The sequence below is a fragment of the Marinobacter sp. ATCH36 genome (genome assembly GCF_023555055.1).
Lineage (GTDB): Bacteria > Pseudomonadota > Gammaproteobacteria > Pseudomonadales > Oleiphilaceae > Marinobacter.
The window spans coordinates 84,755-105,739 of record NZ_JAMJPL010000008.1 but is presented as its reverse complement, the minus strand read 5'-3'; the positions used below and the strand labels follow the sequence as shown (position 1 = coordinate 105,739).

Sequence of the window (20,985 nt, the reverse complement as noted above, 5' to 3'; positions counted from 1 at the left end):
CCGGCCTGGAGTTATTATGCTTCACTTTTTGTACTCCCTGTTCTTTCGCATCGCGCTGCCATTCGTGCTGCTGCGCCTGTGGTGGATCGGGCGTACCAATCCGGATGCTTTTGTGCGCTGGCAGGAGCGGCTGGGTTATGTGGAAGCGTCTGAAGAAGAGGTGATCTGGGTTCATGCGGTATCGGTAGGTGAAACCATCGCTGCAGCGCCTCTCGTGAAAGCCCTGCTGCGCCGTAACCCGGACATTCCGGTATTGATGACGGCAATGACGCCTACTGGTTCTGCCCGGGCCAAGGCGCTGTTTGGCGACCGGGTACGCTATGCCTTTTCGCCTTACGATACACCCGGTGCCGTGCGCCGTTTTGTCGACCGGGTTCGCCCTCGCGCTTTGGTGATCATGGAAACCGAACTCTGGCCCAATATGATCGCGCTGAGTAAACAGCGGAACGTACCCATTTTTCTGATTAATGCCAGGCTTTCCGAACGCTCCGCACGAGGTTATGAGCGGATAGCATCCCTTGTGAAGCCATTGCTACGCAGCATCCGTTGGATCGCCGCCCAGGCGGACGAGGATGCCGGACGCTTCCTGCACATTGGCGCAATGCCGGAGTCTGTGTCGGTCACCGGCAGCATCAAGTTTGATGTCGAGATATCAGACGAGATTCGCTCTGATTCATTCCACTTGCGGCAGCAGCTTGGCGCAGACCGCCCGGTCTGGATTGCCGCCAGTACCCACGAAGGCGAAGATCGCCAGATTCTGGAAGCCCACCAACAGATAATGGCCCGGTATCCGGATGCGTTACTGGTGATCGTGCCGCGTCACCCGGAGCGGTTTGATGATGTCGCTGAGCTGGCAGGCTCCATGGGGTTGTCGGTACTGCGTCGTTCAGCTGCCAGCGATGCAAACGTAACCGTTGAAAGCGCCTGCCAGGTGTACCTCGGAGACACCATGGGGGAGTTACTGATGCTTTATGGCGCCTGCGATATCGCTTTCGTGGGTGGGTCCCTGATCGAGCGTGGCGGGCACAATCCCCTGGAACCCGCAGCCTGGGCTATGCCGGTGCTCTCAGGCCCTCACATTTTCAACTTTGAAACCATTTACAACCGTCTTGATGCGGGGGCGGGGCTTTATATCACCCGGTCTTCAGACGAACTGGCAAGCTGTGTCATGCAGTTGATGGGGGACAGGGGAGCCCTCGATAGCGCCGGGCGTAACGCGTTGGCCGTAGTAAACGCTAACCGGGGAGCGCTGGAGAAGGTGGTCGACGGGATCGTTGAGCGGGTATAGGGCAGGCCCTGATCAGAGCCCGCCCGCCATGCCTGTTGCCTATTGCATTGGGTCTTCGATGGTTTCACTTTCCTCGGCCAGGGCTTCGATGCCAGGCGCTGAGGCGCTGAGCCAGTTGTTCAGGGCCACCAGGTCCTGAGGGCTCAGGGTGCCCGCCGCCTGTTTGAGGCTGAGGGTGTTGATCACGTAGTCATAGCGGGCATTGGCGAAGTCACGCAAAGCCACATAGTAGTTACGTTCCGCATCCAGTACTTCCACGATATTTCGGGTACCGACCTCGTAGCCTGCGCGCGTTGCGTCCAGGGCGCTGCGGCGGGAAATGATGGTCTGTTCCAGGGCAGAAGCCGATTCTACGTTGGTGTTAACTGTGCGGAAGAGGCTGCGGGTGTTGACCCGCACATCACGCCGAACCGTTTCCAGCGATTGCTCTGCAACGTCTACCAGTGACCGTTGTTGACGGACGCCCGCCTGGGTTCCGCCGCCCATGTAAAGCGGTACGTTCAACCTGATTCCAATGCGGGCTTCGGTGGTCGTGCCGTCGCGCTGGCTTTGTGCAAAAGCCGGATCTTCCAGGCCTTCGATATCCGTTTTGCCATAGGAGGCGTTCAGATCCAGTGTTGGCAGGTGCCCGGATTTGGCGCTGTTCAGATTGGCTTCGCTGGTGTTCAGGTCGTACAACGCGGACTGAATTTGCCAGTTCTGGTCCAGGGCGGTGTTTTCCCAGGCCGATGGGTCCATGGGTTCCGGGCGACCGAGGGGGAAGTTTCTGCGTAAGTTGTTCAGCTCTTCGGTGTATTCACCGGTCAGCCGCGCCAGCTGCTCGCGGGCAATATCCAGTTCGCTTTCAGCGGCAATGCGCTGGCTTTTGCTGTCGTCATAGCTGGCGCGGGCCTCGTAGACTTCCGTAATGGCGATAAGGCCGACATCAAACCGCTCCTGCGCCTGTTCATACTGTCGCTGGATCGCTGCCTCGGTTGCCCTTGCAGTGGTGAGCGTATCTGCTGCACGAAGAACATTGAAATAAGCCGTAGCCACGTCGAGGATCAGCTGCTGCTGGGCCAGGTTGTATTCAGCCCGGGCGGATTCTGTCTGAAACTTGCTGGCGTCGTAGTTGAACCAGGCATCGGCGCGGAACAGCGGCTGAGTGAGTTCAACGCCAAAGGCATAGGTCTCATACGCGGCGTCCTGGCTCGGGCCGTCAACATCGGTATGGCTGACATCGCCAAACGCGCCGATCTGCGGCAGCAGGTTGCTGCGGCTGACGTCGCTGGCGGCCTGTTGAGCTTCAAAGCTGGCGCGTGCGGTAGCAATGCCGGAATCATAGGAGAGTGCTTTCTCGTAAGTCTCAACCAGATCCATGGAAAATGCAGGCTGAGCTGCGAGCAGCCCAATCAGCCCGGAAAGCATTCGTTTTTTCATGATATCTCCTGTTAATGAATCACCCGGCGTGGTGCATTATGGACAATAAACTGCCCGGGCTCTACACTTGCATTCGACACTGAGTGTATGTGTCAATGATATCTAATTCGCGTCTTGACGGGGTGCTGGCGTCAGAAACTCTGACCGCCGGCTGAGATTGCCATGCAGAACCCGCAACCTGATCCGGATAATACCGGCGTAGGGATTTAAGACAACATGCAGCAAGAGCACAGATCCGTTCTGTGACCATTGCTCCGTCATACGCGACCCGTTTCTTACCCAACTCCGGGGACGCAAGATGACAATACTACCTTCCTATCTCAGCGATTCAGCAAAAGTCGATTCTGCAGCCATCAAGCCGCTGCCCCAATCCCGTAAGGTGTACGTACAAGGCAGCCGACCCGATCTGCGGGTGCCCATGCGGGAAATTACTGTGGGTGACACTCCGACGGACATGGGGGGCGAAAAGAATGCTCCCGTTGCCGTCTACGACACCTCTGGCCCTTACAGCGACCCTGAGGCCACCATAGACCTGCGCAAGGGCCTCAAACCCGTTCGTTCGGCCTGGATCCAGGAGCGCGGCGATGTTGAACAGCTGGCGGACTACACGTCGGAGTTTACCCGCCGCCGCATGAAAGACCCCCAGTTGGACCCGCTCCGTTTTATGGACGAGCGCAAGCCCCTGCGGGCCAAACCCGGCAAAAACGTCAGTCAGATGCACTACGCCCGCCAGGGTATCATTACTCCAGAGATGGAGTTCATCGCCATCCGCGAGAGCATGAAGCTGCACGAAGCGCGGGAGCAGGGGCTGCTGAAAGACCAGCATCCGGGGCAGTCTTTCGGGGCGTCCCTGCCGCCGGAAATCACCCCTGAATTTGTTCGTGACGAGGTTGCAAGGGGGCGCGCCATCATTCCCAACAACATCAACCACCCGGAATCCGAGCCTATGATCATCGGCCGTAACTTCCTGGTAAAGATCAATGGCAACATCGGTAACTCGGCGGTCAGTTCTTCCATCGAGGAAGAAGTGGAAAAACTTACCTGGGGCACCCGCTGGGGTTCCGACACCATCATGGATCTGTCTACCGGCAAGAATATCCATGAAACCCGGGAATGGATCATTCGCAACTCGCCGGTACCCATCGGCACGGTGCCTATCTATCAGGCCCTGGAAAAAGTCGGCGGCGTAGCCGAGGACCTGACCTGGGAAATCTTCCGCGATACCTTGATCGAGCAGGCGGAGCAGGGTGTTGATTACTTCACCATCCACGCCGGTGTGCGGCTGCACCATGTGCCCATGACGGCCAAACGAACCACCGGCATTGTTTCCCGCGGCGGCTCCATCATGGCGAAGTGGTGCCTGGCGCACCACCAGGAAAGCTTCCTGTACGAGCATTTTGAAGATATCTGCGAAATCATGAAAGCCTACGACGTGGCCTTCAGCCTTGGTGACGGCCTGCGTCCCGGCTCCATTGCTGACGCCAACGACGAAGCCCAGTTCGGCGAACTGGAAACCCTGGGTGAGCTCACGAAAATCGCCTGGAAACACGACGTTCAGTGCATGATCGAAGGCCCGGGCCACGTGCCCATGCAACTGATCAAGGAAAATATGGATAAGCAGCTCGAATGCTGTGACGAAGCGCCGTTCTACACCCTGGGGCCACTGACCACTGACATTGCCCCTGGCTACGACCACATCACCTCCGGCATCGGTGCGGCGATGATCGGCTGGTTCGGTTGCGCCATGCTCTGCTACGTCACTCCGAAGGAGCATCTGGGCCTGCCCAACAAGGACGATGTCAAAACCGGCATTATCACCTACAAAATCGCCGCCCATGCGGCTGATCTCGCAAAAGGTCATCCCGGCGCCCAGATCCGCGACAACGCATTGTCCAAGGCCCGTTTCGAGTTCCGCTGGGAAGACCAGTTCAACCTCGGCCTGGATCCGGACACCGCCCGTGCCTACCACGACGAAACCCTGCCGAAGGATTCCGCGAAGGTGGCCCACTTCTGCTCCATGTGCGGCCCGAAGTTCTGCTCCATGCAGATTTCCCAGGAAGTACGGGACTATGCCAAAGAGCACGGCCTTGACGAGGTGTCCGCGGTGGATGCCGGCATGAAGGAAAAGTCCCGGGAGTTTGTGGAATCCGGGTCCAAGCTTTATGACAAGGTCTAGCTGGGGCTCCCCACCGTGGCCTTACACCCAAGGTGGCGGCCAAGAAGGCTTGCACCCAAGCTGAAACAAGGGCTATCGTTCAGAATCGTTCTCAAAAGCGGATCTGACAGCTGATATGACCGAACCGTTCCAGTTCAAAAGCAGTGACGTAAAAATCGAAAAACGCGAAACCGTCTTCCAGGGCTTCTTCCGTATGGACAAGCTCTGGCTGACCCACCCGCGGTTCGATGGCAGAGAAATGCCCACCTTCACCCGCGAACTCTTCATCCGCGGCGATGCCACCTGCGTACTACCCTACGACCCTGATCGTGATGAAGTCGTTCTGCTCGAACAATTCCGCCTTGGCGCCCTTGGTCGCGACCATTCGCCCTGGTTGCTTGAGCTTGTTGCAGGTATGAACGAAGACGGTGAGTCGCCGGAGGAAGTGGCCCAACGCGAAGGGCAGGAAGAAGCCGGGCTGACCTTCAAACCGCTCGACAAGATCTGCGATTACCTGGTGTCACCCGGCGGCAGCACAGAGCTGATTCACCTTTACTGCGGTCGCATCAGCACCGAGTCCGCCGGCGGACTCTTCGGTATGGAACACGAACACGAGGATATCCGTGCCCACGTATTCAGTGCCGACGAAGCCATCGCAATGATTTATGATGGAAGAATCAATAACGCTGCCGCGATTATCGCGCTGCAGTGGTTGCAGTTGAATCGCCCGCGATTGCGGGAAGGTTGGATCTGATATGACAGAATGGGTGATGAAACCCCGGCGCTATGTACCGGATTTACGACGTTTCGGTGCGCTGTGTGATGGTAACTACATGCGGCTTCATCGTTTGCGCAAGCTGGAATCCAGGGGGCAGCCGGTCTGTGAATTCGAACTTCACCGTGAAGACCAGTATCTGGGGCGCGTGCGGATCGAAGTTCTGCAAACCACAAAATTTACCGAAACCCTTTTGCTGGAACAGGTGCACAATTCCGGACGTTGGCTGAATAATCCCCAGTTAACGGTGCGCGTCTATCACGATGCGACCATGGCAGAGGTGATCAGTTGTTACCGCGATCGGCAGATTGCGGCGGTAAATGATTATCCGAACCGGTTTATGCACCACCCGGATGAGAAGGTTCAAGTCAATAGTTTCCTGGCGGACTGGCTGGATTACTGCCTGCGGTTCGGCCATTTGCCCATGGAGCATGCCGCCTGGTCTGCCGGGGAAGGCGTGGACTAGGATGCAAGGACCACGAGTGCCATGACAGAGAATCGCACCCATCGTGCCCTCCGGGTACTACAACTGACCGACCCGCACCTGATGGCCGATCCGGGCGGTGAGCTTCTGGGTGTGAACACTCGAGACAGTCTGGACGCGGTTATCGAGCAGGTGCTTCGTGACCACGGCCAACCGGATCTCGTTCTCGCCACCGGTGATATTGCCCAGGATGCGACCGAAGAAGCCTACCGGCTTTTTGGTGACAAGCTCGACGCCTTCCGTTGCGGCTCCGCATGGATGGCGGGCAACCACGATGACTCGCCATTGCTGGCCCGGGTGGCTGCCGAAAAACAGGCTGATCGGCGCCATATAATTCAGGGTGGGTGGCAGTTTGTGTTGCTGGATACCTCGGTCCCTGGAAAAGTTTATGGCGAGCTGGACGCATCGGAACTGGCCTTCCTGGAAAAGACCCTCCGCGAAAACCCTGATATTCCGGCCCTGGTCGCCCTTCATCACCACCCCATAGAAATCGATACCGAATGGATGTCGCCTATCGGGCTGCGGAATCGTGATGCTTTCTGGCAGGTGGTTGAGCGTTTCCCGCAAGTAAGAATCGTGCTCTGGGGGCATATCCACCAGGAACTCGAGCAAGCTCGCAAGGGCGTTCGTCTTTTCGCAACGCCATCCACGTGCATACAGTTCACTGCCGGCTCTGTGGAGTTTTCAGTGGAGGAGAAAGCGCCCGGGTACCGCTGGTTTGAGTTGCTGCCTTCAGGAGAGTTCTCTACTGAAGTCAGCAGGGCAACGGATTTCGTGTTCGACCTGGACAGTAACAGTTCCGGGTATTAGGCAGGCTTTTGCTTGGCAGCGTAGCCTGTTAATGCTTCCCTTTTTACGGTTATAATTCGCGCTGAGCTCAGGACGAGCTTAAGCCATTTAATCTTCAAGGATCGAAGACATGCCCCAGGCAACCGGACTGCAGTTCACCGCCAGTGTTGGCGAACTCCCCAAAGACCTGTTCGTGGTCGCCCGCTTTGAACTGACCGAACACCTCTCACAGCTGTTTCATTGCAAGCTCGAACTGGCCAGTACCTCCCCGGATATTGCGGCTGAAGAAGTGCTGGAGCAGCCCGTGGAACTAGTGGTCTGGCAGGATGGCGTGCCTTTGAGGCGTTTCCACGGTGTGGTCAACGAATTCGCCCGGGGCGACACCGGCCACCGCCGCACCCGCTACGAAGTCATCGTCCAGCCCCCGTTGTGGCGCCTGGGCCTGATGCACAACAGCCGCATCTTCCAGACCCAGAGCACCGACACCATCGTGCGCACCCTGCTGGAAGAGCGGGGCATCGTCGACACCGTGTTTGACCTGAAACGCACCTCCGAGGAACGGGAATACTGCGTCCAGCACCGGGAAAGCGATTTGGCGTTTTTCGAGAGACTGGCTGCCGAGGAAGGCTGGCACTACCGATTTAATCACGGTGACGTAAATGGCGAAGAGCAACCAGCTCTGGTCATCGCCGACCATCACGGCGACGCCCCCAAGCTGGAGCCGGTGGAATACAACGGCAAAGCCGGCAGCAGCACCCGCCAGAGCGCAATCTTCCAGTTCAGCTACCGGAAGCGGGTAAAAGCGGCTTCCGTCGCCCTGAAGGACTACACCTTCAAGAACCCCGCCTACGCCCTGATGCACGAATACCAGGCCGACAAACTTGAGGGCCAGCGGGAAGATTATCAACACTACGACTACCCCGGTCGCTTCAAAGCCGACGCCAGTGGCCAGCCCTTCACCGAAGCCCGGCTGGACGCCCTGAGAAACGACGCCACCATGGCCAACGGCCAGAGCAACCGCCCCGACTTCACCGTAGGGGCCAAAGTCGAACTCACCGAACACGACAACCCGACCCTGAACCGGGAATGGCTGTTCACCAGCATCACTCACACCGGCGAACAGCCTCAGGCCCTGGAGGAAGACGGTAACAGTGGAGTCACCACCTACCACAACGCCTTCAACGCCATTCCGGCGGACCGCACCTGGCGGCCACAGGTCAAACACCGAGCCTTGATGGACGGCCCCCAGGTCGCCATCGTCACCGGCCCAGCCGGGGAAGAGATTCACTGCGACGAACACGGCAGGGTCAAAGTCCGGTTCCCCTGGGATCGGCGCCTGCGGCCAAGCGAGGTAAAGAGTGCCAAGAACGACGAACACAGCAGCGCCTGGCTGAGAGTCAGCCAGGGCTGGGCCGGCGGCCAGTATGGTTTCATGGCCCTGCCGCGCATTGGCCACGAAGTGATTGTTTCCTTTCTGGACGGCGACCCGGACCAGCCGATCATTACTGGCAGGACCTATCATGCCACCAACACGCCGCCCTATGCGCTGCCGGAACACAAGACGAGGACAACCCTGAAAACCCAAACCCACAAGGGCGAGGGCAGCAACGAACTGCGGTTCGAAGACGAAGCCGATAAAGAACAGATCTACATCCACGCCCAGAAAGACCTGGATCTACTGACCGAGAATAATCGCACCGAAGTCATCAAGAATGACAGCCACCGAACGGTCGAAAACAACGCATTCAGCCACATGAAAGGCAATGACCATTGCACCGTGGATGGCGAAAAGCGAGAGGCTGTCGGCCACGACGCCAGTCTCACCGTCAACGGCAGCCACCACAGCAAACAGGGCAAGAACCAGCTCATCGAAGCTGGCAGCGAAATCCACCACAAGGCGGGGATGAAAATCGTTATCGAAGCAGGTGCCGAAGTGACGCTCAAGGCGGGAGGCAGCTTTGTGAAGGTGGACCCCAGCGGTGTGACCGCATCCGGGCCGATGGTGAAGATGAATTCCGGGGGAGGGCCGGGGAGTGGAACAGCCTCGGCCGCTGGTGCGCCGGCTTTGCCAGTCACCTTGGGTGAGACAGCTGAAAACACTGAGTCCGTGGGATTGGCCGAAGCCGACACCAGGGAAGTAGCGGGGCCCTCTCCCAGTTCAGTGCAATCGTTAAGGTTGGCGGCCAAGAAGGATGTCGCTCTCTTGAAACAGTGCGGGCGCCAGCCTGATGGTTCCTGCGCTATGGCAGCCTGTTCCTGCGAGGACGCATCCGCATGACAAAGCTCGATCAAGACACCATTCAGCGTGCCTGCATATTATTCGACGGCGCCATTCTTGATGCTCCCCGGTTTGTGTATGAACACGATGATCAACCGGAATTGGAATACCTGTACCTGGGAACGCCGCATGATGAAGCCCTGGAGATAAGCCCTTGCCTGGTAAAACCATCACCGATGTCGCGCCTATGGCAAGAACAGGCTCAGTGGAGAGAGCATGCAGTCGTCCTGATTTCTGACGAAAACCTGAATGTACTGGCAAACCATCTGCGCAGTTTGTTGAGTGTGCAATTGCCGGACGGTGGATATTCCTATCTGAGGTTTTATTCTCCCAAGCAGTTTCAACGCCTGATGGGGGCGCTTAGTGATCTGGAGTCCAATCGTTTCAGCGGCCCGGTAAAAAAGTGGATGTCTTTCCAGGCCGATGGATTATGGCATCGGACCAAGGCAGATGGTTCAGGCCAATATCGTGAGGCGTCAGATGAAGGTTGGTTCGTGCTGACCGAGCACCACCTTGAAGCACTATCGTCAGGGGCAAGAGATGAATTCGTCGGTAAGTTGGGCCGATTCCTTGGTGTCGAAGACCGGGTAAAGCTTACCGACCTGATACGTGAAGCGAATTCGCTCGGGTTTAGGACCGAAAAAGATGTAAGCCGTTACGCGGAGCTCGTGGTGGTTCATGGAGAGCGGGTCAGGCACCCGGAGCTTCAGGCAATTCTGTCGAATTCTGAATTGTCGGCAAGGATGCGTTTGATTGAAGTGGATAAACGTTTGGCATACGGAGTTGCTTCATGAGTTCTGAATACGTTGTTCGGTCAGGAGACACCCTCAACGCAGTCGCTCAGCGTCACCAAACCACACTAAGCAGCTTGTTGCGGTTGAATCCCGGGATCGAGAATCCGGACCGGATCTTTCCAGGGCAGACGCTGACCTTGCCCGCAGCAAATGATGCGGGCTTCTCCAGTTGTGAGGTAGGCCAAGTTGCCCAAGAGCCCTCCTGCGCAGATGAAATCGTGGATGTTGTTCACGTTACAGGGTCTGATGAACTTATCCTTTTGACTGACGATGAATTGCTAGAACTGGAGGTCGAGGAAGAGTTTGTCTGCGGTCCGCTAAACGAGTATTACCGGGATCTGGACACTCTCGCTGAAGAAAATCAGGGTAATGAGGAACGGCCTTCTGACGCGGAGGGAAAGGCGCTTTCCCCCGTTCAGGAGCGCAAGGATACTCTGGTTCGGGAGCTTGTCAGTCGAGAGGTCATTCCACAAGGAATGCAGACCATCCCACCGCTTACAGAAATCAAACGGCTTGCGGGCGGGAATCACTACACATACGTCAGATCCGAAAAAATCGCGAATCACTCTCGACGCTACCCCATGGGAGCCCGCGACAGGAAGCGGAGCAAAGGTTGGCTGCGTCGTGAGGGCGTGGATCCAGAAAAACTCCGTGAGGCCATTGAGAGCGAACTGAACATCAAGTTTAACATGTCCTGGAGCCCGGATGACGATAACCCAGTCGTTCTCGCTTTGAACCAATATTATGATGAGGTTAGCTGGTCGATTTGGGGTGATGAAAAGGCGCAACAGGAAAACCGCGACCGTACCGGTTTCGATGCATCTGCTGAAGCCCAATTCATGCGCTTTGCTGCAGGCTCCAGCGCTTCCGGAGAATTTAACCCCCGCAGCGGCAAGGTCCATTTTCAGGGTAAAGCAGAAGCCCAGTTTAGCCTGCTGGAAGGCAAAGCCTCGATTGAACAGGCGTTCCCTACTAACAACAGCTCTGAAATTCGCATCTATTACAGAATTGGTGGTTGGGACGGGGAGCGGACGCACACCTCCCTGGGCCATTTCCAGGCTCGACTGGCTATCAGTGCTACTGGATTCGCCGGTGCCTCAGCTTTACTCGCTGCGAATGTTCATGTTGACAGCACGCAGGGACTTCCGACGCTAAAAGGGATTGCAGCGCGCGAGCAAGGGCAGGGCGCAAACCTGGAAGCTAATGTGTTTGCGGGAGTGAGGGGAGGTTGCGAGGTATCCGGTTCTTTATTGTGGGTTGATACCCTGGCCGAGCATTCGGACTGGAAGCCCTTGTGTCAGATCGGGAAAAAGGTAGAGGCCGCAGTAGGTGTGGGAGTCGAGGGTGAGCTAAGGCTTGAATATAACCAAGCAACTGGGAAATTTTACTTCAATCTCCACGCTGGGCTTGTTCTTGGGGTTGGTCCGTCGGGCAATTTTTTGTTGGAAGTGGATGTCCAGAATACTCTGGAGATGATTCACTTTGTCTACAAAGCTCTTGGAGAATCAGATTTCAGATATCTTGAGCTTTTCGATCACGACACTGACGCGTTTGGTTGGTACAAAAAAGTGTCAGTGTTTGCGTTGGCTCACGGGATAAGTCATGCAGCGGCTATTGGCCAGGCTGTGGAAACTGCGTCTGGAGTTATTAATCAATTCTGGCAAGAGTTTATCGACTCCCAAAACGGTTTTTTTGGGAGCCAGGTAGAGGCTTTTCAAAAGGAGCGCCGAGGGCTGGCACTTGCAATTAATGCTCTTGCGGACATGGAAAAGCGAAGCGAAAGCGTGTTCTATCACTCTCCTCCCGAGGTGAAAGGCGCCATCCTGCATGCACTGATGGCCGACTTCTGGTTGACGCCTCAGCTAGGCGATGGGACGAGAACGAAGGTCAGCGCTGTGGCAGAAATACTGGCGTCGTTTCAGGCCTGGCGGGACTTCGAAGAGACCATGAAAAGAATAAATGCAGAGGGGCGCGCAGAGCCACAAACTTTTGACCGTAATGTGGAGCGGGTTTTTCGGTTTTTCGGTTTTAATCAGCACCGGTATCAATTATACAAGCGTGCACTGGAGTTCAAGACGGCAGATCTGGAGCAGGTTGTCAGGCGTGATCCTCATGGTGCGTGCAGAATTTCGGGAATTGCCTGATGATTCGGGAGTTAAAGATGCCAGGTCGTAAACGAGTGTTGTATGGATTTGGGATAGTTGCTTTGTTTATTGGTGGCTGTTCGTCCTCAGAGCTCCCGAAACCGACCCCTGAAGAACTAAAAGAGGTTGTCCAGGCAGCTCAGAATAATCTGGTTCATGTAAAGGGTGGCTCCTTCCTTTTGGGTGACGTCGGTACGCCGGACGGGCGGTATTACACCGTGCTGAGAGACGATAATAAACCAGCCATCGAGGTGACACTCGACAGTTACTCGATTGGTCGCTACGAAACAACCTGGCATGAATTCCTTGTCTACTTGCGAGATGTCGGCCGTGCAGAGCAATATGTTCGATTTCGCGAAGAGCCAAACCTCTCCATACGGGATGTTCGCAGTGATGAGGACCCTTTATCGCCGAATTACCGCCTCAAGCCAGCGAAAGCGCCGAATTATGGTGAAGCTGAAGGTTACTGTCAGTGGCTTGGGGAAAAATTGGGGCGACCTATTTCACTCCCTACAGAGGCACAGTGGGAATATGCAGCTCGTAGTCGAGGGAAAAATGTTGCTTATGCAACCAATAGTGGAGAGATCGAAAAAGACCCTTACCTTCGGAGGCCGATTGAATACATTGATCCATCTATTCCCCCGACAGGAAATGCCTTATCTCACTCGTCAAACAGGACGGAACGGAGGCCGGTAGGTAGTTATCCTCCGAATCCTTTAGGTTTGCATGATATGACTGGCAATGTCGCCGAATGGACCCGCGACTGGTATCAAGCAGACTTCTATCAGCACGCTCCCAAACAAAACCCTGAAGGGCCTCCGGCCCCAGCAAACCCGGATGAGCCTCGAAAGGTGGTTCGGGATTGGGCTGGAAATGGGGATCATACAGGGGGAACCGATACCGTTTTTAGTAGAGGCGGAGTCCCCCTTGACTCCTCTGCAAACGGTTTCCGGTGTGTTGTGAACCACCCTGATCCAGTGAGTCGGGACTTCAAATGAAAACATTAAAGGAGGAATGCAAATGAACGAACCTGAAAAACGCAAAAACCGACTTATAGCCCTGTTTCTTGGGGGACTCTTAGGGCTTCTTGGCGCTGATCGCTTTTATCTCGGAAAATGGAAAACGGGTCTCCTCAAGGCCGTGACCCTCGGTGGGATAGGAGTCTGGTGGTTCCTGGATAGCGCCCTGTTGGGCATTGATGCTTTTCTTCATACTTTTGGCCGGGATACGGGGTTCGTGAAGGATTCGCAGGGGCGGGACCTCAACTATGGCCTTTCATTCTGGAGGATCAAGAACGGGCAGATTGTCAGAGACTGGTTCTGAGATAACCGGCAGGGCAATAGAAATGGATTTTATATTTTGAATGATTCAAGGGAACTGATATGCGTGTTTACGACTTTCTGAAGTACTTGTTTTCGGGGGTGGGCGGCGCTCTTCTCGTCGGTGCTTTTCTCTGGTACCAGAACACGGTCTCGTTTCTGGATGAGGCCCTGGAGGCACCCGGTGTCGTGACGGATCTGGTTTATTCCCGCTCCAGTGACTCCAGCAGCTACTATCCGGTCGTCCGGTTTGAGGATGACGCTGGGCAGGTGATTGAATTCCAGTCTTCATCAGGTAGTAATCCTGCTTCATACAGTCGTGGTGAGAGGGTGTTGGTTTTCTATTTGCCGGGAGAGCCAGAGAGTGCCCGTATTGACGGTTTTTTCTCGTTGTGGGGTGGTGCACTTATCCTTGGAATCATCGGCGGGGCTTTCTTTCTGGTCGGAATCTTGATGGTCCTGGTGCCGTTGATCAGAAAAGGCAGGAGCGCAAAGCTGAGGGAGAGCGGTCAGCTTGTAATGGCCAGTTTCCGGAGTGTCGAGCAGAACACCAGTCTGGTGATGAACGGCCAGAGCCCTTTCAGGATTGTGACTCAGTGGCAGGACCCGGCTACTGCAAATCTTCATGTATTTCGCAGCGAAAACCTTTGGTTCGACCCGACAGACCACATCCCTGGCGAGTCGATACCCGTGTATATCCGGCCGGACAATCCCAAACGATACTGGGTGGATACGTCGTTTCTGCCCAAACTGGCATCCTGAATCAAGGTGGGGAAGAGCGCGAAGGCTCTCCCCCGACTTTACACCTCCCGCAACTCCCGGGCAGCCTCTACCATCCCCCTCAACGCCGGAATCACCTCCTCCCAAGACCGGGTTTTCAGCCCGCAATCCGGATTGATCCACAGCCGTTCGGCGGGAATCCGTTCCGCGGCCTTGTGCATCAGCGATACGATCTGATTCGTCTCCGGCACGTTGGGTGAGTGAATGTCGTACACGCCGGGGCCAATGTCGTTGGGGTACTGGAAGCCTTTGAACGCATCCAGCAGTTCCATGTCGGATCTTGAGGTTTCGATAGTGATGACGTCAGCGTCCATCCTTGCGATGGCTTCGATGATGTCGTTGAATTCCGAATAGCACATATGGGTGTGTACCTGGGTTTCGTCTTTCACGCCGTTGGCGGTGATGCGGAAGGCTTCGATGGCCCATTCCAGATAGGTCTGCCAGTCGCTTTGCCGCAGAGGCAGGCCTTCCCGCAGGGCGGCTTCGTCGATCTGAATGATCTTCACGCCGGCTTTTTCCAGGTCCAAGACTTCTTCCCGTATGGCCAGGGCCAGTTGCCAGCAGGTATCTTTCCTGGGCTGGTCGTCGCGGACGAAGGACCAGTTCAGGATAGTGACAGGGCCGGTGAGCATGCCTTTCAGGGGCTTGTCCGTCAGTGATTGGGCATAGCGGATCCATTCCACGGTCATGGCTTTTGGCCGTGAAATATCCCCAAACAGGATGGGTGGTTTCACGCAGCGTGAACCGTAGGACTGCACCCAGCCGAAGCGGCTGAATACATAGCCTTCCAGTTGCTCGCCGAAGTATTCCACCATGTCGTTGCGTTCCGCTTCGCCGTGCACCAGTACGTCTAGCCCGAGTTGCTCCTGTTCGCGGATGCAGTGGCTGATTTCATCACGGATGCGGGCCTGGTATTCCTCTGGGGTCAGTTCGCCCTTGCGAAATTTAAGGCGCGTCTGGCGGATGTCTTTGGTCTGGGGGAATGAACCGATGGTGGTTGTGGGGTAGCGGGGCAGCTTCAGGTGATCGGCCTGAATGGCGGAACGCTGCTGGTAGCTGCCGGTGCGCTGGCCCATTTCGGGTGTGATGGTGGCAACTGCTTTGCGGACTTCCGGATCAGTGACCCGCCTGGATTGGCGACGACTGGCGATGGCATCGGCGTTGTCCTTGAGGGCGCTGGCTACGGTATGCCTGCCCTCCGTCAGGGCCGTTGCCAATAGCTGAAGCTCGTCCAGCTTCTGCCGCGCAAACGCCAGCCAGGACCGCACTTCCGGGTCCATGGTGGTTTCCAGGTTCAGGTCCACCGGCACATGCAGCAGAGAGCACGATGGGGCCAGCCAGAGCCGCTCCCGCAGTTTGTTGTAGATGGGCTCAAGCCATTCCAGAGTCGCTTCCAGGTCGGTTTTCCAGATATTGCGACCGTTGATCACACCCAGTGACAATACTTTGTGGCCTGGCAGCCAGTCGGTGACGCGGCTCACTTCGTCCCGGGCGTTGATGGCGTCCAGGTGAAGGCCCGCCACCGGCAGCTCGCAGGCCAGTTGCAGGTTCTCCCGCAATTGGCCGAAATAGGTGGCCAGTAACAGCTTTACCGGGCTGGCCTTGAGGTTGTGGTAAACCAGGTTGAGGGCATGACGCCAGGCACCATCCAGTTCAGTGACCAGTATCGGCTCGTCGATCTGCACCCACTCCGCGCCGTTGCCGGCCAGCAGTTGCAGTAGTTCGGCGTAAACCGGCAACAGGTCTTCAAGCAGGCTTAGCCTGTCGATGTCATCCTTGGATTTGCCGAGCCACAGATAGGTCACTGGGCCGATGATCACCGGTTTGGCGCTCACACCTGCCGCTTTCGCCTCCGCTAATTGCTCCAACAGGCGTGTCGGATTCAGGGAAAAGCGGGTGTTGGCGTCGAATTCCGGGACAATGTAGTGATAGTTGGTGTCGAACCATTTGGTCATTTCACCCGCGTGAACGCCGCAGCAGTCACTGTCAGCCGGTGAGCGGCCACGGGCAACGCGGAAATAGCGGTCGAGCTCGTTCTCATCGGCCTTGCCGGCGCGGTCGGGAAGGTTACCGAGGGTTGCGCTCATGTCCAGCACCTGATCGTAGAGCGAAAAGTCTCCGACCGGGGCGAGTGTCAGAGATTGCTGATCTTGCCATTTGGCGGCGCGGAGCCGGGCTGCGGTTTGTCGCAGGTCTTCCTCGGTCAAGTCGCCTTTCCAATAGCCCTCGAGGGCAAACTTCAGTTCCCGGCGTTCGCCGATCCGGGGAAAACCCAGATTGTGGGTGGTCACCATGGTGAATCTCCTGTTTTGTTCTCAATTGTCAGGCACCAAGGCTAGCGATGATTGATTATGAAAAATAATGGTATTATCTCATTAAGTCATGAATTAAATTCAAATTAGGTGTGGCTATGATTGAGCGGAATCACCTGGAAATCGTCCGGGAGGTGGATCGTTGCGGTTCCCTGACGGCGGCGGCCGATGCGCTGTGTTTGACCCAGTCCGCACTGAGCCACGCAATGAAAAAACTGGAGCAGCAACTCGGCACAGCGGTCTGGGTTCGTGAGGGGCGGAAGTTGCGACCGACCCAGTCCGGCTTTTATCTGCTTTCGCTGGCGAACCGGTTGTTGCCACAGTTTGAGCATGCAGAGGAACTGGTGGGCCAGATTGCCCGGGGCCAGCGGGGCAGCCTGAGGATCGGCATGGAATGCCATCCCTGCTACCAGTGGCTGCTGAAGGTGGTGGGGCCTTATCTGGAGCAATGGCCAGGTGTGGATGTGGACGTGAAGCAGCGCTTCCAGTTTGGGGGTATTGGAGCGCTGTTTGGTTACGATATTGACGTGCTGGTGACACCGGATCCATTGCATCGGAAAGGTCTGGTGTATGAACCTGTCTTTGATTACGAGCAGGTACTTGTGGTGCCCAAGAACCATCTGCTGGCCTCGAAACCCTGGGCAGAGCCGGCGGACCTGGAAAGTGAAACCCTGATTACCTATCCGGTGGATGCCGAGCGGCTGGATATCTACACCCGTTTCCTGGTGCCAGCCCACAGCAGCCCGGCTCGGCATAAAACCATCGAAACCACGGACATTATGTTGCAGATGGTGGCAGCGGGGCGGGGTGTGTCGGCACTGCCCCGGTGGCTGGTGGAGGAGTACGCGCACCAGATGCCGATTACCCCGGTCAGGCTGGGACGCACGGGTATCGATAAACAGATTTTCCTGGGGCTCCGTGAGCGGGATGCCGGTGTGGAGTATCTGCAATCGTTTATGGCGATGGCGCGGCAGACGACCTGGGGCCTGACATGATCCGGATATCTGCCGCAACATTGCCCGAGAGGTTCGCCGGGGCGCCTTTCTTCGGTTAAAATGCGCGAAATTATTCACTGGGGAATGTGATCATGAGCGAAACACCCGCAGATCTGAAATATATTGAGACCCACCAGTGGGTGCGTTTGGCTGATGATGGCACCGCAACAGTCGGCATCACGGATTTCGCCCAGGATCAGTTGGGGGATATTGTTTTTATCGGTGTTCCCGATGTGGGGTCTACGGTTACCGGTGCTGAAGAGGCTGGTGTGGCTGAATCTGTGAAGTCCGCTTCTGATGTGTTCAGTCCGGTGACGGGCGAGGTGATTGAAGTCAATGAGAGCCTTGAGGATGAGCCTGAGAAGGTGAATGAGGATCCTTATGGTGATGGCTGGCTGTTTCGTGTGCGTCTGGCAGACCCCGGAGAGCTGGATGGGTTGATGGATGCCTCGGCCTATTCGGAGCATGTTGCTGCTGAGGGGTGACCTGATTTTTTGGAGCAAGGAATAAGCCGGGCGGGCCTTCCAGAAAACGCCTCAAGACTTCCTATGCGGCTTGGGCTCCGCCATCCGTGGCTCCGCACATTTCTGGAAGGCCCACCCGGCTTATCCCCATAAACCCGGTGCAGGCTTCTTCCATTTAAGCCTTTCCATCATTATTTCTTCAGGCGATTATCTATGAATTTCCCGGTTTTATACCTACGCAAAGGCGCCGAGCGCAGGCTCAGGGCCGGCCATCTGTGGGTCTACAGCAATGAGGTGGATACCCATCGTTCGCCATTGACCGATTTCGAGGCGGGGGCCCAGGCGGAGTTGCGTGCTTCCAACGATAAGCCGATGGGGACGGTGTTTGTGAATCCCCATGCGCTGATCTGCGGCCGCCTGATCAGCCGGAATGCCAGTCATGGCATGACTCCTCAGCGTCTTACTGATCGTATTGAAACCGCTCTGGCGTTGCGGGAGCGGTTGTTTGATAAGCCGTTTTACCGTTGGGTGTTTGGTGACAGCGACGGGCTTTCCGGGTTGGTGATTGATCGGTTTGATGACGTGGTGGTGGTTCAGATTTCTACCGCGGGCATGGAGTTGATGAAAGAGTCGGTTGTGCGGGCGATTCAGCGGTTGGCGCATCCCCGGGCGATTATCCTCAAGAACGATGGGAAGATGCGCAAGGTGGAGGGGCTGGATACCTATGTTGAGCAGGCTCATGGGCCGCAAATCGAGCTCCTTCAGGTTGAAGAGAACGGCGTTCGTTTTGAGGTGCCCATGGAAGGCGGGCAGAAGACCGGGTGGTTCTATGATCACCGCATGAATCGTCAGCGGCTGCAGGCCTATGCGCCGGGTAAGCGTGTGCTGGATGTATTCAGCTATGTGGGTGGCTGGGGCATTCAGGCGGCGTGTGCGGGAGCGACACAGGTGACCTGTGTGGACAGTTCCGCTGGTGCCATCGATTCGGTTCACCATAACGCAAAGATCAATGGGCTGGATAATATCGAATCCATTGAGGGTGATGCGTTTGATGCCCTCAAAGCATTATGTGATGAGAAGGAAAAGTTCGACATCGTGGTGCTGGACCCGCCCGCGCTGATTCCCCGGCGGCGTGACCAGAAGGCCGGGGAAGAGGCTTATGCACGCTTGAACCAGCTGGGTCTTCGGTTGTTAGACCGCGATGGGCTTTTGGTTTCAGCTTCATGCTCCATGCATCTGTCGCAGGAGAAACTGACCGACATTATTCGCAGCAGTGGCCGTAAAATTGACCGGTTCGTGCAGTTGCTGGAGCAGGGGCATCAAGCGCCGGATCATCCGGTGGTGCCGGGGATTCCGGAGACGGATTATATTAAATCCTGTTTTGTAAGGTCTTTAACTGGGTTTCTTTGAAGCTGGGCTGTCGGATTTCGCTGCGCTCTATCCGACCTACGGGAGTGGGGATCAGAAGTAGCGGATTTCGCGAGGGTAGGGAAGGGCCCGGGGAAGGGGTGCCCGGGATCGTCAAAAACATGGATGTTTTTGTCGAGCGTACATGGACGTATTCACAGCGTATCCCGGGCACCCCTTCCCCGGGGCCTTCCCGGGCATGTGGCACTAATCGTCAGCCCCGAAGGCTCATGATTTTCCAGCCGTTTTCTTTTGCAATGCTTTCAAGAGTTGGATCTGGATCTACCGCTACCGGATTCTCTACTTTGCGCAGTAAGGGTGCATCGTTGTGTGAGTCGCTGTAGAACCACGCACCGTCCAGGCTTTCCCCCGTTGATTCGAGCCAATCGTGCAACCGGCTGACCTTGCCGTCCTGAAAGCTGGGAATACCAGCAACTTCACCTGTATAGCGCCCATTGACCAGCTCAGGCTCGGTGGCGATGAGGTGTTCAATTCCCAGTAGTTCCGCAACTGGCTCCGTCACAAACCGGTTGGTGGCAGTAATGATGAGCAATGTGTGGCCCTGGTCCCGATGGCTGTCCAGCAGCTCTGTGGCGCTGGCCTGCATCATCGGCCGGATTTTTTTCTCGACGAACTGCTCCCGCCATGTCAGTAGCTGCTTCATGTCGTGTCGGGCCAGTGGCTGCAGGGCGAAGCTGAGGTAATGCATGATGTCCAGCTCGCCGTTCAGGTATTCCTGGTAGAACCGGTCATTGGCCTGCCGGTATTCTTCCGCATCCACGATGGACTCTTCCACCAGGAATTCGCCCCAGGCATGGTCGCTGTCCCCGGCGAGCAGGGTGTTATCTAGGTCAAAAATCGCAAGGGTCAACGTGGGGTACCTCCGGCAGGAACGGCGAATGTCAAAGGGGCGATAGTCTACCATGACATGCCGCCGCCGACTCCGTTTGCCGAAGCCTTGGGATTCTGTAAGAATGAGAGCAACTTGGATAAATCCGGCCGGTAAATTTTAATCCGGTCGACCGACTTTAAAAGGACTGTGCCGTGATAGATTCAGACGGTTTCAGACCCAATGTCGGAATCATTCTGGCCAATCACAGGGGGGAAGTCCTCTGGGCAAGGCGAATAGGGCAGGACTCCTGGCAGTTCCCTCAAGGTGGTATCAAGCACAACGAATCACCGGAGGAGGCTCTCTACAGGGAGCTGGCAGAGGAAATTGGTCTTGGGACAGGCGATGTGGAAATCATCAGCTGTACCCGTGGCTGGCTGAGATACCGCCTCCCTCGCAGGATGGTGCGGCACAATTCGCATCCGATCTGTGTGGGACAAAAACAGAAATGGTTCCTGCTGAGGATGCTTTCGCCGGACGCGCAGGTACGCGTGGATGGCACGGACTCGCCGGAATTCGACGGCTGGCAGTGGGTCAGTTATTGGTACCCCCTGGGCCAGGTCGTCTCATTCAAACGCGAAGTCTATCGACGTGCGCTGCGAGAACTCGCGCCGCGGCTGTTTTATAACATGGAACAGTGGCACCGGAGCGAGCAGGCCCGGCGTACGAAGGACCAACAGAAATGACGGATTG

General features: G+C 56.4%; 18 protein-coding genes and 1 riboswitch. Of the genes, 15 read left to right on the top strand and 3 right to left on the bottom strand.

Features of this window, described 5'->3' with window-relative positions; translation table 11 throughout:
* Positions 1-16 precede the first annotated feature (16 nt).
* Positions 17-1,288 (top strand): lipid IV(A) 3-deoxy-D-manno-octulosonic acid transferase, encoded by a 1,272-nt coding sequence (waaA, locus tag M8010_RS18420; protein ID WP_250094182.1) that lies wholly within the window; start codon positions 17-19, stop codon positions 1,286-1,288.
* A 39-nt stretch (positions 1,289-1,327) separates the two neighbouring features.
* Here waaA and M8010_RS18415 read toward each other — a convergent pair whose 3' ends face one another.
* The gene (locus M8010_RS18415) at positions 1,328-2,707 is read right to left on the bottom strand and encodes a TolC family outer membrane protein (protein ID WP_250094181.1); all 1,380 of its coding nucleotides are present in this window, start codon (positions 2,705-2,707) and stop codon (positions 1,328-1,330) included.
* 108 nt (positions 2,708-2,815) lie between these two features.
* Positions 2,816-2,930: riboswitch (TPP riboswitch) on the top strand.
* Between the two features lie 75 nt (positions 2,931-3,005).
* On the opposite strand from M8010_RS18415, the gene thiC reads away from it, so the two are divergent.
* The 10 genes from thiC to M8010_RS18365 all read left to right on the top strand — a co-directional run bounded on the left by thiC (position 3,006) and on the right by M8010_RS18365 (position 14,207).
* The gene (gene thiC, locus M8010_RS18410; protein ID WP_250094180.1) at positions 3,006-4,883 is read left to right on the top strand and encodes a phosphomethylpyrimidine synthase ThiC; all 1,878 of its coding nucleotides are present in this window, start codon (positions 3,006-3,008) and stop codon (positions 4,881-4,883) included.
* Between the two features lie 115 nt (positions 4,884-4,998).
* Positions 4,999-5,616, top strand: coding sequence for an NUDIX domain-containing protein (locus M8010_RS18405; RefSeq protein ID WP_250094179.1), 618 nt, complete (start codon positions 4,999-5,001; stop codon positions 5,614-5,616).
* Position 5,617: 1 nt separating this feature from the next.
* The gene (locus M8010_RS18400; RefSeq protein WP_250094178.1) at positions 5,618-6,103 is read left to right on the top strand and encodes a DUF1249 domain-containing protein; all 486 of its coding nucleotides are present in this window, start codon (positions 5,618-5,620) and stop codon (positions 6,101-6,103) included.
* A 21-nt stretch (positions 6,104-6,124) separates the two neighbouring features.
* Entirely contained in the window at positions 6,125-6,931 is an 807-nt protein-coding gene (cpdA, locus tag M8010_RS18395; protein ID WP_250094177.1) for a 3',5'-cyclic-AMP phosphodiesterase, read from the top strand.
* Positions 6,932-7,040: 109 nt separating this feature from the next.
* Positions 7,041-9,188 carry a type VI secretion system Vgr family protein gene (locus M8010_RS18390; RefSeq protein WP_250094176.1) on the top strand — a complete coding sequence of 716 codons (2,148 nt, stop codon included), beginning with the start codon at positions 7,041-7,043 and terminating at the stop codon, positions 9,186-9,188.
* Positions 9,185-9,982 (top strand): DUF4123 domain-containing protein, encoded by a 798-nt coding sequence (locus M8010_RS18385; RefSeq protein ID WP_250094175.1) that lies wholly within the window; start codon positions 9,185-9,187, stop codon positions 9,980-9,982. Before M8010_RS18390 ends, M8010_RS18385 begins: the two co-directional genes overlap by 4 nt.
* A complete protein-coding gene (locus tag M8010_RS18380) occupies positions 9,979-12,126 on the top strand; it encodes a LysM peptidoglycan-binding domain-containing protein (RefSeq protein WP_250094174.1) in 2,148 nt (715 codons plus the stop codon). Before M8010_RS18385 ends, M8010_RS18380 begins: the two co-directional genes overlap by 4 nt.
* Entirely contained in the window at positions 12,126-13,124 is a 999-nt protein-coding gene (locus M8010_RS18375) for a formylglycine-generating enzyme family protein (RefSeq protein WP_250094173.1), read from the top strand. Before M8010_RS18380 ends, M8010_RS18375 begins: the two co-directional genes overlap by 1 nt.
* A gap of 22 nt (positions 13,125-13,146) precedes the next feature.
* Positions 13,147-13,449 carry a TM2 domain-containing protein gene (locus M8010_RS18370; protein WP_250094172.1) on the top strand — a complete coding sequence of 101 codons (303 nt, stop codon included), beginning with the start codon at positions 13,147-13,149 and terminating at the stop codon, positions 13,447-13,449.
* A 59-nt stretch (positions 13,450-13,508) separates the two neighbouring features.
* Positions 13,509-14,207: a DUF3592 domain-containing protein gene (locus M8010_RS18365; RefSeq protein ID WP_250094171.1), complete on the top strand. Its 699-nt coding sequence runs from the start codon at positions 13,509-13,511 to the stop codon at positions 14,205-14,207.
* A 38-nt stretch (positions 14,208-14,245) separates the two neighbouring features.
* Here M8010_RS18365 and metE read toward each other — a convergent pair whose 3' ends face one another.
* Complete coding sequence (metE, locus tag M8010_RS18360; RefSeq protein WP_250094170.1) at positions 14,246-16,519, bottom strand: 5-methyltetrahydropteroyltriglutamate--homocysteine S-methyltransferase; 2,274 nt, start codon at positions 16,517-16,519, stop codon at positions 14,246-14,248.
* Positions 16,520-16,635: 116 nt separating this feature from the next.
* On the opposite strand from metE, the gene M8010_RS18355 reads away from it, so the two are divergent.
* From M8010_RS18355 to M8010_RS18345, 3 genes are all read left to right on the top strand, one after another.
* On the top strand, positions 16,636-17,532 hold the full coding sequence (locus tag M8010_RS18355; RefSeq protein WP_250094169.1) for a LysR family transcriptional regulator: 897 nt from the start codon (positions 16,636-16,638) through the stop codon (positions 17,530-17,532).
* A gap of 92 nt (positions 17,533-17,624) precedes the next feature.
* A complete protein-coding gene (gcvH, locus tag M8010_RS18350; RefSeq protein WP_250094168.1) occupies positions 17,625-18,017 on the top strand; it encodes a glycine cleavage system protein GcvH in 393 nt (130 codons plus the stop codon).
* A 192-nt stretch (positions 18,018-18,209) separates the two neighbouring features.
* Positions 18,210-19,406, top strand: a complete 1,197-nt coding sequence (locus M8010_RS18345; protein WP_250094167.1) for a class I SAM-dependent rRNA methyltransferase — start codon at positions 18,210-18,212, stop codon at positions 19,404-19,406.
* A gap of 211 nt (positions 19,407-19,617) precedes the next feature.
* Here M8010_RS18345 and M8010_RS18340 read toward each other — a convergent pair whose 3' ends face one another.
* Entirely contained in the window at positions 19,618-20,274 is a 657-nt protein-coding gene (locus M8010_RS18340; protein WP_250094261.1) for a histidinol-phosphatase, read from the bottom strand.
* Positions 20,275-20,447: 173 nt separating this feature from the next.
* Between M8010_RS18340 and M8010_RS18335 the strand changes: the two genes are divergently transcribed.
* Positions 20,448-20,978 carry an RNA pyrophosphohydrolase gene (locus tag M8010_RS18335; RefSeq protein WP_250094166.1) on the top strand — a complete coding sequence of 177 codons (531 nt, stop codon included), beginning with the start codon at positions 20,448-20,450 and terminating at the stop codon, positions 20,976-20,978.
* The last annotated feature ends 7 nt before the right edge of the window (positions 20,979-20,985 follow it).